Origin of the sequence: Pantoea sp. ARC270 (assembly GCF_003236725.1) — a bacterium.
Classification (GTDB): domain Bacteria; phylum Pseudomonadota; class Gammaproteobacteria; order Enterobacterales; family Enterobacteriaceae; genus Pantoea; species Pantoea anthophila.
Map to the genome: position 1 here is coordinate 1 of NZ_PUGA01000029.1, position 13,992 is coordinate 13,992.

Consider the following 13,992-nt stretch of genomic DNA (forward strand, 5'->3'; position numbering starts at 1 on the left):
GTTCAGCGGTGCTCATCTGTAAAACGTCATAATGAATTTCATTATGTGTTCACTCGTGAGGCTTTGATATTTTTGTGCGCCCTAAGGCGCTGATATCAATCCTGCGAGTGCCCACACAGATTGTCTGATAAATTGTTAAAGAGCAGTGCGAACAGTGCGTTAGCGTCCTGTCGCGAGGTGGCGTATATTACGCTTTCCTCCTTCAGAGTCAACCTCTTTTTCAGAAGTTTTTCTCCGGCGGCTCAGTCTCCTGAACCTTCAACCCGTTTCCCGTTGCCGGTGTGCCGTGTCGATGGAGGCGCATTATAGGGAGTTCGCGCGGGCTGACAAGCGTTTATTGCGAAAAGATTACTGTTCGAAGTAATTTTCACCAAATCGCGCTATTTCGCTACGATTTGCCTGGTAACTGTGCAAATTCATGGGCAAAACGGCTCACCTGTTGCCAGTCCGTGTATTCCACTTCTTTCGTTGCATCGGTTTCACCGCCGGTCATACGCATAATCAGCTGAATCATCACGCGGTCAAACCAGCGATAGCGGGGATAATAGAGCGCCCCTGCAAATACGGCACAGCAGTCAGGCTGCCATGGAGACTGCAATAAGAACTTCCGGGTATAGGCATTCGTTTCAGGAGTACGCTTCTCAGGTTTGCGTGCCGTGAGGTTTACCGAAAAGAAACCGCTGGTACGCTGCTGCAGCGCAGGGAGATGTTGCTTAACGAAGGTCTCGACGACCGGCTGAAAATGGCCATAGCGGATCGAGGCGCCAATCAGTACGCGATCATACTGTGTCCAGTCAGGCACAGCGGCATCCTGGATGTTCAGCACATCACACGGCTGCTGCTGCCGGATGGTCTCCGCAAGAGCGGAAGCAATCTTCTGCGTTTGCCCGTCGCGGGTGGAATAGAGAATCAGCGCTTTCATGTCAGCATCCTTATTAATTATTCACGCCAGAAAGTAGGCGTGAACAGCACCAGCAAGGTGAAAACCTCGAGACGCCCGAACAACATGGTAGAGATAAGTATCCATTTCGCCACATCATTCATAGACGTGAAGTTGTCTGCCACGACGCCTAAGCCCGGCCCGAGGTTATTCAGCGTGGCGGCAACGGCAGCAAAAGCGGAGAAGTCATCGACGCCCGTGGCGATGATCGCCAGCATGCTCACCAGGAACACCAGCGCATAGGCCGAGAAGAATCCCCAGACGGCTTCCAGGATACGCTCCGGCAGCGCACGATTGCCCAGCTTGATGGTGTACACCGCATTCGGGTGAACCAGACGCTTAAGCTCGCGGTTACCCTGTTTGCACAACAGCAGAATGCGGATCACCTTCAGGCCACCCCCGGTCGAACCGGCACAGCCACCAATGAAAGCTGAGCACAACAGCAGAACCGGCAGGAACAGCGGCCAGCGAGCGATACTGTCGGTCGTGAAACCCGCCGTCGTCGCCATGGACACCACCTGGAAAAAGGCCTGGTTCAGGGTCTGCCAGCCGCTGGCATAGACATTGTGGAACCAGAGCACCACCGTACAGATCAGAACCAGCGTCAGCTGAACGCCGATAAACATGCGGAACTCCGGGTCCCGCCAGTACACGCGCAGGTTACGTCCGCTTAGCATGGAAAAGTGCAGGCCATAGTTACAGCCGGAGATCAGCAGGAACACCGCCACGATAGTATTGATGGTGCTGCTGTTAAAGTAGCCGATGCTGGCATCATGAGTTGAGAAGCCGCCAATGGCGATGGTCGAAAAGCTGTGGCCGATAGCATCGAACGCCGGCATGCCCGCCAGCCAGAGTGCCAGCGCACAGGCTACGGTCAGCAGAACATAGATCAGCCAGAGTGTCTTGGCCGTCTCGGCGATGCGCGGGCGCATTTTATTGTCTTTCAGGGGTCCCGGCATTTCAGCGCGATAGAGCTGCATGCCCCCGACGCCCAGAATCGGCAGGATGGCTACTGCTAACACGATGATCCCCATCCCGCCCAGCCACTGCAGCATCTGCCGGTAGAAGAGGATGGCCTTAGGCAGCGAGTCCAGCCCCACCAGCGTGGTGGCTCCGGTGGTTGTCAGGCCCGAGAAAGATTCAAAGAACGCATCCGTGACGGAAAGATGCGGCTGCTCCGCAAAGATAAAGGGCATGGCCCCTACGCTGCCCAGCACCGTCCAGAACAGAACGACGATCAGGAACCCTTCGCGGGGTTTGAGTTCGGTTTTCTTTTTACGGTTCGGCCACCACAGCAGCGAGCCGATCACCAGCGCCATCATAAATGTCTGGCTGAACGCCCGTCCCGCGCCGTCGCGATAAATTAATGCGACGAGGCCGGGCAGAATCATTGTCACTGAAAAAAGAATTACCAGCAGACCGACGATGCGGGTAATGGCGCGAAAGTGCATTCAGCCGTTCCTTTAAATAAGAGAGATGAACATCATGGTGTGAGCGGGATCAGCGACAACGCGCCCCGGCTAAAGTCTGACAGATTTTTTTTGAACCCCTCTATCTGTCCATAAGGCAATGCCAGCGTCAGCGCAATACGATCCTGATAGTGGCTGTCGGTCACCTTACCTTCAAAACGCTGCACCAGCCGTTCGATATCGCTGTGCTGTGCATAGTCGCATTGCAGCGTGAAAACCATCATCGGTACTTTGCGCTGCCGCGGTAACTGCTTCAGTCCCTGCTGGACGCCACCGCCATACGCCTTCACCAGGCCACCGGTGCCCAGCATAATGCCGCCGTAATAACGCACCACCACAGCGGTCACCTCGCCAATACTGGCACCCATCAGCTGCGCCAGCATCGGTTTCCCGGCGGTGCCCGACGGCTCACCATCATCCGAAAAACCGAGCTGCTGAGAGTCATCCGGCGCACCCGCCACCCAGGCCCAGCAGTGATGCCGGGCAGCAGGATGCTCGCTTTTCACCTGCTGGACAAAGGCGCGCGCGGCCTCTGTCCCCTCGGTGTGCGCCAGCAGCGTAATAAAGCGACTCTTTTTGATGGTTTCCTCGCTGATGCTCACAGCCAGCGCGGGAATATCAAAAGCGTCCATCAGGCCAGATGCAGATCGCGGGTCATGTTTTCAACGCGGTTTGGATGGATCACCACGTTATCTTCGATGCGAATGCCGCCATAAGGCCGAAGCGCATCAATCGCCTGCCAGTTAAAGTGCTGACTGAAACGGCCCTGACGCAGCGGCGCCAGTAACGAGTCGATAATATAGAAGCCCGGCTCGATGGTTAAGACCATGCCGGGTTGCAGCACGCGGGTGCAGCGAAGGTAAGGATACTGCGCAGGCGCGGCGAGATGGGTGCCCTGCTCATCCTGCATAAACCCGGCAACGTCATGCACCTGCAAGCCCAGCGGATGCCCCAGACCGTGTGGCATAAATGGCCCGGTCAGATCTTCAGCCACCAGCGCCTCTTCGCTGATTCCCTGCACCAACTCAAACTTCAGCAACATCTTCGCAATACGCTGGTGCATCTGAAGATGATAATCGGTGTAGCGCACACCCGGTTTCAGCGTGGCGATTAAAGCCAGCTCTTCGGCGTTCATCGCCTCCACCATTCTGGCATAGAGCGAGCTGCTCTGCGCCGCATAGCTACGGGTCAGATCGGCGGCGTAGCCCAGATATTCGGCGCCCGCATCAATCAGGAAGCTGTGACGTTTCGCCGGTGGCTGATGATCCAGGCGGGTGTAGTGCAGCACCGCCGCGTGTTCATTCAGCGCAATGATATTGCCGTACGGCACATCGGTATCACGATGGCCGGTCGCGGTCAGGTAAGCCTGATTGATGTCAAATTCGCTCAGGCCCGCAGAGAACGCCTCTTTGGCCGCGCGATGCCCCGCAACCGCCAGCTTCTGCGCCTGACGCAGACAGGCCAGTTCATAGTCGGTTTTGATGCTGCGATGGTAGTGCAGAAAGTCGATGACCGCTTTAGGGTTGATGTTGTCTGAGGAGATTCCGAGCTGCGCCGCGCGTGCATTAACCGGCCCGATATAGGCGACATTATCACGCTGTGCAGGGAGCAGGTGCGCAATCTCATCTGCGTTTTTCAGGCCGATAACCTCGACATCTCCGGTCCAGAAACTGTCCGGCAGCGGTTCAACGTTATGCCAGTAATCCACCGGAGAGTAGAACCACAGTTTCGGCTTGTTCACACCATCGATCCAGAGCCAGCAGTTAGGCACCTGCGTGACCGGCACCCAGGCTTTGAACTGCGGATTCACCTTAAACGGATAGGTGTGGTCATCCAGAAACACCGTCAGCAACTCACCGGAATGGATCAGCATCGCATCCAGTTTATTGCGTGCCAGCACCTGCTGCGCCCGTTGCTGCAACGTGGCGATGTGCGCGTGATACAAGGTCTTCAGTGAATCCATAGCCGTCTCTCCCGTGTCGCGAAATGGCCGCAGTTTAGCATACCCCTTGCTCAGATGCCGAAGCCGGCGTGGCTGTGATCTTGTTAGCAAATAAGCAAAGAGCGGTTTGCAAAAAATTAACATCACTCCCACACTCACGATCATCTGGTATGACCAGATCACCTTTCGCGGTTTCAGGAGACGCACATGCTCTACCAAGGCGCTAACCTTACCCTTCACTGGCTGGACGATGGCATCGCCGAGCTGGTTTTTGATGCCACAGGCTCAGTCAACAAGCTGGATACGCAAACGGTCGCCAGTCTGGGCGAGGCCATTGCGGTCCTGGAACAGCAGCCAGCACTGCGCGGCCTGCTGCTGAGCTCCGCTAAACCCGCCTTTATCGTGGGCGCGGACATTACCGAGTTTCTTTCCCTGTTTGATGCCCCCACCGAAAAGCTGAGCCGGTGGCTGAGTTACGCCAACAGCATCTTCAACCGTCTGGAAGATTTGCCCGTGCCCACCCTGGCAGCCATTGATGGCTATGCACTGGGTGGCGGATGTGAGTGCGTCCTGGCGACCGACCTGCGCATCGCCACTGCGGATGCCCGCATCGGCCTGCCGGAAACCAGACTCGGCATCATGCCAGGCTTTGGCGGCAGCGTAAGGTTGCCCCGCCTGCTGGGAGCCGACAGCGCGCTGGAAATTATTGCCGCCGGTAAAGATGTGGATGGCAATGCCGCGCTGAAACTGGGCCTGGTCGATGCGGTGGTTGCCCGTGACAAACTGCGCGAAGCGGGCATCACCATGCTCAGAGCGGCCGCCGAAGAGGGCAGCTGGCAGGCGCGCCGTGCGCCTAAACTGGCCCCGCTGAAGCTCAGTCCGATCGAGGCGGCGATGAGTTTTACCATTGCGAAGGGCATGGTGATGCAGACCGCAGGAAAACATTACCCCGCTCCGCTGATGGCGGTAAAAACCATTGAGGCCGCGGCCAGTCTCGGTCGCGATGATGCGCTGAAGCTTGAAACGGCTGCATTTGTGCCGCTGGCGCAGTCTGACGAAGCGCGCGCACTGGTCGGCATCTTCCTCAACGATCAGTACGTTAAAGGGCTGGCAAAAAAACGCGCCAGCGAAAGCGGCGCACCTGCTCAGGCGGCAGTGCTGGGCGCAGGCATCATGGGCGGTGGCATCAGCTACCAGTCTGCCTGGAAAGGCGTGCCGGTCAGAATGAAAGATATCAATCCACAGGCGCTGACGCTGGGGATGAATGAAGCCAGCAAGCTGCTTAACACCCAGCTGGCGCGCGGAAAAATTGACGGTAACAGGCTGGCCAGCGTCATCGCCACCATCCAGCCCACGCTGGATTACGCCGGTTTTGAACTGGCCGACGTGGTGGTGGAAGCGGTAGTCGAGAACCCGCAGATCAAGGCTAAAGTGCTGGCTGAAACAGAGCGGCACCTGCGTGACGATGCCGTTCTGGCCTCGAATACTTCGACCATTCCTATCAGCCAGCTGGCGCAGGCGTTGCAGCGCCCGGAAAACTTCTGTGGCATGCACTTCTTTAACCCGGTGCCGCGTATGCCGCTGGTCGAAGTAATCCGGGGCGAGAAAACCAGTGAAGCGACCCTCGGCAAAGTGGTGGCCTGGGCCAGCAAAATGGGTAAAACCCCTATCGTGGTCAACGACTGCCCCGGCTTCTTTGTTAACCGGGTGCTGTTCCCCTACTTCGCCGCTTTCAGCCTGCTCCTGCGCGATGGCGCAGATTTCCGCCAGATAGATAAGGTCATGGAAAAACAGTTTGGCTGGCCGATGGGGCCGTCATGGCTGCTGGATGTCGTGGGCATCGATACGGCGCACCATGCGCAAAGCGTGATGGCTGACGGGTTCCCGGACCGCATGAAGCATGACTATCGCGACGCGATCGATCTGCTGTTTGAGGCTGGTCGCTTTGGCCAGAAAAATGGCAAAGGCTTCTGGCGCTGGGAAGAAGATAAAAAGGGCAAGCCAAAAAAAGTGGCCGATGCCGATGTCGATACGCTGCTGCAACAGGCCTGTCAGCCCGCGCGAATCTTCAGCGATGAAGAGATTCTGAACCGCATGATGCTGCCGATGCTGAACGAAGTGGTGCGCTGCCTGGAAGAGAAGATTATCGCCTCACCGGCTGAAGCCGATATGGCGCTGGTGTATGGCCTCGGCTTCCCGCCTTTCCGTGGCGGGGCTTTCCGCTATCTCGATACTCTGGGCAACAGCAACGTGGTGGATCAGGCCCGGCGTTATAGCGGCCTCGGTGGCCTGTATGCCCTGCCTGCCCTGCTGCTGCAGAAAGCCCATCAGCATGAAAGCTGGTATCCCGCCGCCAAACCGATTGATGAAGCCGCGCTGAAAAGCGCCTGAGGGCAAGAAGATGGAAAATGTGGTGATTATTGATGCCGTGCGCACGCCAATGGGCCGGTCAAAAGGCGGCGCCTTCCGTCATGTGCGCGCCGAAGATCTCTCTGCGCATCTGATGCGTGAACTGCTGAGCCGTAACCCGACGGTGAACCCGGCAGAGCTGGATGACATTCTCTGGGGCTGCGTGCAGCAGACACTGGAGCAGGGATTTAATATCGCACGTAACGCTGCCCTGCTGGCCGAAATTCCCCACACGGTGCCAGCCAGCACCGTCAACCGGCTGTGTGGCTCTTCCATGCAGGCGCTGCACGATGCCGCCCGCGCCATTATGGTCGGTGATGCCCGGAGCTGTCTGATCGGTGGCGTGGAGCATATGGGGCATGTGCCGATGAACCACGGCGTCGACTTTCATCCCGGGCTTAGCCGGACGGTTGCCAAAGCCGCAGGGATGATGGGCCTGACGGCAGAAATGCTGGCGCGGATGCATCATATCAGCCGTGAGCAGCAGGATGCATTTGCCCTGCGTTCGCACCAGCGGGCCTGGCAGGCCACCCGGCGCGGCGACTTTGCGACAGAGATTGTCGCCACCTATGGTCATGACAGCGACGGCATCCTCAAACGTTATGATTTCGATGAAGTGATCCGTGAAGAGACCAGCGCCGAAGGCCTGGCGGCGCTGAAACCGGCTTTCGATCCGGTGAATGGCACCGTGACGGCGGGCTCCTCGTCAGCGTTGTCAGATGGCGCAGCCGCCATGCTGGTGATGAGTGAATCACGCGCCCGCGAGCTGGGGCTGACGCCGCGCGCCCGCATCCGCAGCATGGCCGTGGTGGGCTGCGATCCTTCAATCATGGGCTATGGGCCGGTTCCGGCCAGTAAGCTGGCGTTAAAACGGGCGGGACTGAGCGTCAGCGATATCGACGTCTTTGAGCTGAACGAAGCCTTTGCTGCGCAGACACTGCCGTGCATCAAAGATTTAGGCTTGCTGGAGCAGCTGGATGAAAAGGTCAATCTGAATGGCGGCGCGATTGCGTTAGGCCATCCGCTGGGCTGTTCCGGCGCGCGTATCAGTACCACGCTGCTAAACATTATGGAACGACGCGATGCCAGCCTGGGTCTTGCCACCATGTGTATCGGGCTGGGCCAGGGCATCGCAACCGTATTCGAGCGTCTGTAATACGTTGCGTTTATTTTGTCAGATTTACCCGCCGTTACCGGCGGGTTTTTTCTGTCTGCTGCCGGCGATCAGATAAAGGCAAACGCATCGCCATACATCTGTGACTCGACTGCGCCACGCTCGGCACAGAAACGATCGCGGGCAATCTTCGCCATCTCAAAGCGTCCGGCGATATAGATCTCATGTTCGCTCAGCGTGCTGAAATCCTGCATCACCGCGGTCAGTACCGTACCGGAACGTCCCTGCCAGCCCGCTTCAGGCTGTTCAACAACCGGGATCACTTTCAGGTTCGGGTGCTTCACTGCCAGCGCATTCAGCTCGTCCAGATCGTACAGATGCTTAAGCTCACGTCCGCCCCAGTAAATGGCGATATCGCGCTCCGGCTGTTCCGCCAGAGCGGTGAGCAGAATCGAACGGGCGTAGGAGAAGCCGGTGCCACCTGCAATCAGGATCAGCGGCTTACTGCTCTCTTCGCGCAGCCAGGCGTCACCGTGCGGCATATCGACGGTGATCTGGCGATCGTTGCGGATCCGATCCATCACCGCCATCGCATAGAGGTTGAGATCGGACGCGCCGATATGCAGCTCAATAATATCTTTTTCCATCGGCGTTGAGGCCAGTGAGAACGGACGCTTATCACGCTCATCCATCACGACCATCAGATACTGCCCCGCGCGAAAACTGAATTCCGCTTCAGGGATCAGGCGAACGCGATAGACCGTGTCGGTAATCGCCTCAACCGAAGTTACTTTACAGCTTAACGTTGTCATGCGTTCCCTCTGTCGGGTCGTCTTTATGGTTGTGCTCGCCATCAACGCTGTGGCGGCTGATCAAGAATACCTAGCTCATCCCAGATAGCATCAATGCGCGCCGTGACCGCAGGATCTTTAACAATGGGCGTACCCCATTCACGCTGCGTTTCACCCGGCCACTTATTGGTTGCATCAAGCCCCATCTTCGACCCCAGCCCGGAAACCGGCGAGGCGAAATCGAGATAGTCGATAGGGGTATTTTCGACTAATACCGTATCACGGGCCGGATCCATTCGCGTGGTGATCGCCCAGATCACGTCATTCCAGTCGCGCGCATTAACATCATCGTCACACACAATAACAAATTTGGTGTACATGAACTGCCGCAAAAATGACCAGACGCCAAACATGACACGTTTGGCATGCCCTGAGTACTGCTTTTTAATCGTCACAACCGCCAGCCGGTAGGAGCAACCTTCAGGCGGCAGGTAGAAGTCCACGATCTCCGGGAACTGCTTAATCAGAATCGGTACCAGAACTTCATTCAGCGCCACGCCCAGTACGGCGGGTTCATCCGGCGGACGCCCGGTATAGGTGGAGTGATAGATCGGCTGACGACGCTGCGTGATATGCGTCACGGTAAATACCGGGAAGCTATCCACTTCATTGTAGTAGCCGGTGTGGTCACCGTAGGGGCCTTCTGGCGCCATATCGCCCGCTTCGATATAGCCTTCCAGCACGATTTCCGCACTGGCCGGCACTTCGAGATCGTTCGACAGGCACTTCACCACTTCCGTTTTGTTGCCGCGCAGCAGACCGGCAAACGCATATTCTGACAGCGTGTCAGGCACCGGCGTCACCGCGCCGAGGATGGTGGCAGGATCGGCGCCCAGTGCGACCGAAACCGGAAAACGTTCACCCGGATGCGCTTTCGTCCACTCCTGAAAATCAAGCGCGCCGCCACGGTGCGACAGCCAGCGCATGATCAGACGATTTTTACCGATCACCTGCTGACGGTAAATACCGAGATTCTGGCGCTCTTTGTGGGGGCCACGCGTGACGGTCAGTCCCCAGGTAATCAGCGGTGCGGCATCGCCTGGCCAGCACTTCATGACCGGAATACGCGTCAGATCGACCTCATCACCGCTGAACACCTCTTCCTGACAGGGCGCATTACGCAGCCGTTTGGTCGGCATGTTCAGCACCTGCTTAAACTGCGGCATTTTATCGAACAGGTCGCGGAAGCCTTTTGGCGGCTCAGGCTCTTTCAGGAAGGCCAGCAGCTTACCCACTTCACGCAGGGCGCTCACCTCCTCCTGCCCCATGCCCATGGCCACGCGCTTAGGCGTGCCGAACAGGTTGCACAGCACCGGCATATCGTACCCTTTCGGGTTTTCAAACAGCAGGGCGGGGCCACCGGCACGCAGCGTGCGATCGGCAATCTCCGTCATTTCCAGTTCGGGATCGATGGACTGGGTAATGCGCTTTAGCTCACCGCGCTGTTCAAGCAGCGCGAGGAAGTCTCTCAAATCGTGGTATTTCATGCGGCTTTAACATTCCGGCCAGAGTGAATCGGCCATTATAGGTCTGATTACGCGGAGTTGCTGAGGTTTATACCGCAGCCTCATACGCACTGAAAGGGAACCAGCGGCTGCAGTGCGCGGGTATCGTGCATTCCCTGAATCGGGTCACCGTGACGAAACAGCTTAAAGTCCTCGTTTCGCACGCTGTGATAGCGCAGCTGGTTGTCATGCAGGTGCAGAAAACTGCCTTCACGCAGGGCAATCACCGACTCCGTCGGGTTGACCGCGCAGAACTCCGCCAGACGCTCATCGCGGGTTTCGCCCATATGGCCGCTGACGCTGGCATCAAGATAGTGGGGATTGATCTGCACCGGGAAGAGTCCCAGCGCGGGCAGCACTACACTGCTGCGCACCGGCATATCGTTGGTGGTGCGGATGGAGGGCGTCGCCACATTGCAGCCCGCGCTCCAGCCGAGATAAGGCACCTGTCGCTCACGTACCGCACGCTGGATCGGGACGATGAGATCCTGCTCATGCAGCATCTGGTTCAGAAACCAGGTGTTGCCGCCGCTGACCAGAATAAGTTCTGCCTGTGCAATCGCCTCAGCCGGTGAGGCAAAGGATTGAACCAGCCTGACCGGGATGCCCAGAGAGGCCGTGAGTTCGGCGGCGCGCTGCTGCTGATCGCCCCGGATTATCGCGTAGGGGATCAGGACCGCCGAGCGGATAGCGCGTCGGGCGATCATCGCGTGCAGCTGCGGCTGCGCATAACCCAGCAGCGGCGCATCGTCCGCCAGCCTGCCATTGCTCAACAGAAAGAGTTCCATCAGACGTTCCTTTTGCAGGGGTGAAGGTTATCGAGTCTGATACAGAGCCCTGGTGCACGTCAATTTCCCGTTACCGTTTCTGCCCGCCTCCGGCCTGCTAAGAAAAGTCTCAATTTATTTTCTCTGCGGGCCGCTTTACCCTGCCCCTGCGCTATAACTCTGGCAACAGGTTTGCTATTCTTAGCGTCCATTCAATGGGAGCCGTTATGGAAGCCTGGTACTTACTCTATTGCAAACGTGGACAGCTATTGCGCGCGAAGGAGCATCTCGAGCGGCAGGAGGTGCATTGCCTCAGCCCGATGATCGCTCTGGAAAAGATCGTGCGCGGTAAACGCACCACGGTGAGTGAGCCGCTGTTCCCTAACTACCTGTTTATCGAATTCGATCCTGAAGAGATTCACACCACCACCATCAGCAGCACACGCGGTGTCAGTCACTTTGTCCGCTTCGGCTCCACCCCGGCAACCGTGCCGTCGGCGGTCATCGAAGCGCTGGAAACCGACGTCCCGCAAATCCTGCTCGATCCTGAAACGCCACAGAGCGGCGATGAGGTTGTCATCACCGAAGGAACGTTTGAAGGGCTGCGCGCCATTTTTGCCGAGCCGGATGGTGAAACACGCTCGATCCTGTTGCTGAATCTCCTCAACAAGCAGGTGATGCGCAGCGTCGATAACAAGCAGTTCCGCAAGCTTTAAGCCAGTCTGAACAGCGTCCGCGCATTATGATCGATGCGGGCCGCCAGTGCCTCCGCACTCTCACCTCGCCATGTCGCCACCTGACTGACAATATGCGGTAAAAAGCAGGGTTCGTTGCGGCGCGAAGGCGGACGCGGACGCATGTCGCGCGGCAACAGGTAGGGCGCATCCGTTTCCAGCAGCAGGCGTTCGGCCGGGATCAGCGGCAGCAGCTCACGCAGTTCCAGACCCCGACGCTCATCGCAGACCCAGCCCGTAATGCCCACAGATAACCCCATTTCCAGACAGGCTTCCAGTTCGTCGCGCGTGCCGGTAAAGCAGTGGATCACCGCACCCGGCAGTTTTGGCAGCCAGGGGGCAAGCACCGCAGCGAAACGCGCATGGGCTTCACGGCAGTGCAGGAACACCGGCATATTGAGTTCTGCGGCCAGCGCCAGCTGTGCGTCAAATGCATACTCCTGCTGCTCATGGGCCGAGAGGTTGCGATTAAAATCGAGTCCGCACTCACCAATGGCGACCACTTCCGGTTTTTCCGCCAGCCGGCGCAGGGTGCTGGCGATCTCCAGCGACCATTCGCTGGCATGATGAGGGTGAACGCCCGCGGTAGACCAGCAAAAGCCGGGCTGGCCTTCAGCCAGTCGCTGAGCCTGCTGGCTCTCCAGCGCGTTGGTGCCGGTAATAAGCATGCCGGTGACGCCCGCATCACGCGCGCGTTTAACCACCTTTTGCCGGTCGGAGGCGAATTGCGTGCTGGTCAGGTTTACACCGATATCAAACATAATTTTTCCCACAGTTTGTAAAAAAAACCGCCCGGAGGGGCGGTCTGGATGGCTCGCTTCCCGCCTGTGCGGGTCATACGGTCAGCGTCAGGCGTCGGTATGTTTATCCTCATCCTGTGACCAGCGGCCTTTACCCACATAGTAACGGGAAAAGAATACGCCGACTTCAAACAGGCAGTACATTGGAATAGCGAGCAAAGTTTGGGAAAAAACGTCCGGAGGTGTGAGCAGCATCCCGACTACGAAAGCGCCCACCAGAATATAGGGACGTTTCTTTTTCAGATCTTCCGGGCTGGTGATACCGGTCCAGCAGAGCAACACGATCGCCACCGGCACCTCAAACGCCACCCCAAAGGCCATGAAGAGAGTCATGACGAAATCGAGGTATTTGGCGATATCCGTTGCGACCGTCACGCCGATGGGCGCGGTCTTGGTGAAAAAGCCAAATGCCAGCGGGAAAACGACGAAGTAAGCAAAGGCCACACCGAAGTAGAACAGGAAGGTGCTGGAAAAGAGCAGCGGCATCACCAGCCTGCGCTCATGCCGGTAGAGCGCCGGGGCGACAAATGCCCAGACCTGATAGAGGATCACCGGCACCGCGAGAAACACTGACACGATGATGGTCAGCTTTATCGGGGTAAAGAACGGCGAGGCGACATCGGTTGCAATCATGCTGGAGCCCACCGGCATCTGACTGATCAGCGGTGATGCGACCAGCTGGTAGATGTCGTTGGCGAAATAGACCAGTACCAGGAAAATGACCAGTACGGCGATGATGCAGTTCAGTAATCGCTTACGCAGCTCAATCAGATGGCTGATGAGCGGTTGGGTATCTTCAACGGCCATTATCGTTCATCACCTGCAGAAGAGGAGGTCGCGGAAGGACGCGCAGACTCTGATGACCTGGCGGCGTCGCCAGCGGGTGCCTGTGCCGGTGCGCTGACCACAGCAGCAGGTGCAGCAGAGGATGGCGCAGCCGGAGCGGATGGCGCAGCAGAGGGTCGCTGTGCGGCCGCGGCTGGTGCGGGTTGCACCGTGGCATCGGCACCCGCTGCCGCAGACGGTGCCTGTGCCGGTGCGCTGGACTGATGCTCTGCTGAGGCTGGCGTCGCGGCGGTTTCCGTCGCAGCAGGCTCAGGGGCATACCGGTGCTGTGCTGAGTGGATGGTGTTCGCTTCGTCTTCCTCTTTTTCAATGTCGATGCTCTGACTGACCGAGCGCTTCATTGAATCTGCCGTTTTACGCAGCTCTTCCATCGACTCCTTCAGCTCAGGGGAGAGGGTGCCACGGCCCGCCTCTTCCACCTTTTTCAGGCTCTCCTGCAACTCCTGCAGTTTGAGTTCCTGCGCCAGTTCATGTTGTACATTGGCTGCCAGCGAACGAATCGCCCTGATCCAGCCGACCACGGTTTTCACCGCAACCGGTAATCGTTGCGGGCCGAGTACAATCAGCCCGATAACGAACACCAATACCAGTTCACTAAAACCAATATCGAACACG

Annotated in this window: 13 protein-coding genes; 3 read left to right on the forward strand and 10 right to left on the reverse strand. The window is 57.8% G+C overall.

All coding sequences use genetic code 11. The features are described 5' to 3' along the window. Nucleotides 1-388: 388 nt before the first annotated feature. From hemG to pepQ, 4 genes are read right to left on the reverse strand one after another with little or no spacing between them, the layout of a single operon-like run. On the reverse strand, nucleotides 389-922 hold the full coding sequence (hemG, locus tag CKF42_RS14085) for a menaquinone-dependent protoporphyrinogen IX dehydrogenase (RefSeq protein ID WP_111208467.1): 534 nt from the start codon (nucleotides 920-922) through the stop codon (nucleotides 389-391). Nucleotides 923-939: 17 nt separating this feature from the next. Next, nucleotides 940-2,391: a Trk system potassium transporter TrkH gene (gene trkH / locus CKF42_RS14090; RefSeq protein ID WP_009088529.1), complete on the reverse strand. Its 1,452-nt coding sequence runs from the start codon at nucleotides 2,389-2,391 to the stop codon at nucleotides 940-942. A 32-nt stretch (nucleotides 2,392-2,423) separates the two neighbouring features. Beyond that, entirely contained in the window at nucleotides 2,424-3,041 is a 618-nt protein-coding gene (locus CKF42_RS14095) for an IMPACT family protein (protein WP_111208468.1), read from the reverse strand. Continuing rightward, complete coding sequence (gene pepQ / locus CKF42_RS14100) at nucleotides 3,041-4,372, reverse strand: Xaa-Pro dipeptidase (protein ID WP_111208469.1); 1,332 nt, start codon at nucleotides 4,370-4,372, stop codon at nucleotides 3,041-3,043. The genes CKF42_RS14095 and pepQ overlap by 1 nt, the downstream gene beginning before the upstream one ends. Nucleotides 4,373-4,558: 186 nt before the next feature. Between pepQ and fadB the strand changes: the two genes are divergently transcribed. Both fadB and fadA read left to right on the forward strand, forming a co-directional pair. Beyond that, nucleotides 4,559-6,742 carry a fatty acid oxidation complex subunit alpha FadB gene (gene fadB / locus CKF42_RS14105; RefSeq protein ID WP_111208470.1) on the forward strand — a complete coding sequence of 728 codons (2,184 nt, stop codon included), beginning with the start codon at nucleotides 4,559-4,561 and terminating at the stop codon, nucleotides 6,740-6,742. Nucleotides 6,743-6,752: 10 nt separating this feature from the next. Beyond that, nucleotides 6,753-7,916, forward strand: coding sequence for an acetyl-CoA C-acyltransferase FadA (fadA, locus tag CKF42_RS14110; protein WP_046100969.1), 1,164 nt, complete (start codon nucleotides 6,753-6,755; stop codon nucleotides 7,914-7,916). 68 nt (nucleotides 7,917-7,984) lie between these two features. On the opposite strand, the gene fre is transcribed toward fadA, so the two are convergent. The 3 genes from fre to pepE form a co-directional block, all read right to left on the reverse strand. Further along, complete coding sequence (gene fre, locus CKF42_RS14115) at nucleotides 7,985-8,686, reverse strand: NAD(P)H-flavin reductase (protein WP_009088519.1); 702 nt, start codon at nucleotides 8,684-8,686, stop codon at nucleotides 7,985-7,987. 41 nt (nucleotides 8,687-8,727) lie between these two features. Beyond that, nucleotides 8,728-10,212, reverse strand: a complete 1,485-nt coding sequence (ubiD, locus tag CKF42_RS14120) for a 4-hydroxy-3-polyprenylbenzoate decarboxylase (RefSeq protein ID WP_111208471.1) — start codon at nucleotides 10,210-10,212, stop codon at nucleotides 8,728-8,730. 80 nt (nucleotides 10,213-10,292) lie between these two features. Next, a complete protein-coding gene (gene pepE, locus CKF42_RS14125; protein WP_058958179.1) occupies nucleotides 10,293-11,018 on the reverse strand; it encodes a dipeptidase PepE in 726 nt (241 codons plus the stop codon). Between the two features lie 206 nt (nucleotides 11,019-11,224). On the opposite strand from pepE, the gene rfaH reads away from it, so the two are divergent. Continuing rightward, nucleotides 11,225-11,713 carry a transcription/translation regulatory transformer protein RfaH gene (gene rfaH / locus CKF42_RS14130; RefSeq protein ID WP_009088512.1) on the forward strand — a complete coding sequence of 163 codons (489 nt, stop codon included), beginning with the start codon at nucleotides 11,225-11,227 and terminating at the stop codon, nucleotides 11,711-11,713. Here rfaH and tatD read toward each other — a convergent pair. The 3 genes from tatD to tatB form a co-directional block, all read right to left on the reverse strand. After that, the gene (tatD, locus tag CKF42_RS14135) at nucleotides 11,710-12,492 is read right to left on the reverse strand and encodes a 3'-5' ssDNA/RNA exonuclease TatD (RefSeq protein WP_009088510.1); all 783 of its coding nucleotides are present in this window, start codon (nucleotides 12,490-12,492) and stop codon (nucleotides 11,710-11,712) included. The genes rfaH and tatD overlap by 4 nt on opposite strands. Before the next feature lie 87 nt (nucleotides 12,493-12,579). Continuing rightward, a complete protein-coding gene (tatC, locus tag CKF42_RS14140; protein WP_009088508.1) occupies nucleotides 12,580-13,338 on the reverse strand; it encodes a Sec-independent protein translocase subunit TatC in 759 nt (252 codons plus the stop codon). After that, nucleotides 13,338-13,991, reverse strand: coding sequence for a Sec-independent protein translocase protein TatB (gene tatB / locus CKF42_RS14145; RefSeq protein WP_111208472.1), 654 nt, complete (start codon nucleotides 13,989-13,991; stop codon nucleotides 13,338-13,340). Before tatB ends, tatC begins: the two co-directional genes overlap by 1 nt. Between the last annotated feature and the right edge of the window lies 1 nt (nucleotide 13,992).

Bases quoted from the DNA above. Each gene is read 5' to 3' on its own strand.
- hemG (WP_111208467.1), bottom strand. From the start codon at position 922: ATGAAAGCGCTGATTCTCTATTCCACCCGCGACGGGCAAACGCAGAAG.
- trkH (WP_009088529.1), bottom strand. From the start codon at position 2,391: ATGCACTTTCGCGCCATTACCCGCATCGTCGGTCTGCTGGTAATTCTT.
- CKF42_RS14095 (WP_111208468.1), bottom strand. From the start codon at position 3,041: ATGGACGCTTTTGATATTCCCGCGCTGGCTGTGAGCATCAGCGAGGAA.
- pepQ (WP_111208469.1), bottom strand. From the start codon at position 4,372: ATGGATTCACTGAAGACCTTGTATCACGCGCACATCGCCACGTTGCAG.
- fadB (WP_111208470.1), top strand. From the start codon at position 4,559: ATGCTCTACCAAGGCGCTAACCTTACCCTTCACTGGCTGGACGATGGC.
- fadA (WP_046100969.1), top strand. From the start codon at position 6,753: ATGGAAAATGTGGTGATTATTGATGCCGTGCGCACGCCAATGGGCCGG.
- fre (WP_009088519.1), bottom strand. From the start codon at position 8,686: ATGACAACGTTAAGCTGTAAAGTAACTTCGGTTGAGGCGATTACCGAC.
- ubiD (WP_111208471.1), bottom strand. From the start codon at position 10,212: ATGAAATACCACGATTTGAGAGACTTCCTCGCGCTGCTTGAACAGCGC.
- pepE (WP_058958179.1), bottom strand. From the start codon at position 11,018: ATGGAACTCTTTCTGTTGAGCAATGGCAGGCTGGCGGACGATGCGCCG.
- rfaH (WP_009088512.1), top strand. From the start codon at position 11,225: ATGGAAGCCTGGTACTTACTCTATTGCAAACGTGGACAGCTATTGCGC.
- tatD (WP_009088510.1), bottom strand. From the start codon at position 12,492: ATGTTTGATATCGGTGTAAACCTGACCAGCACGCAATTCGCCTCCGAC.
- tatC (WP_009088508.1), bottom strand. From the start codon at position 13,338: ATGGCCGTTGAAGATACCCAACCGCTCATCAGCCATCTGATTGAGCTG.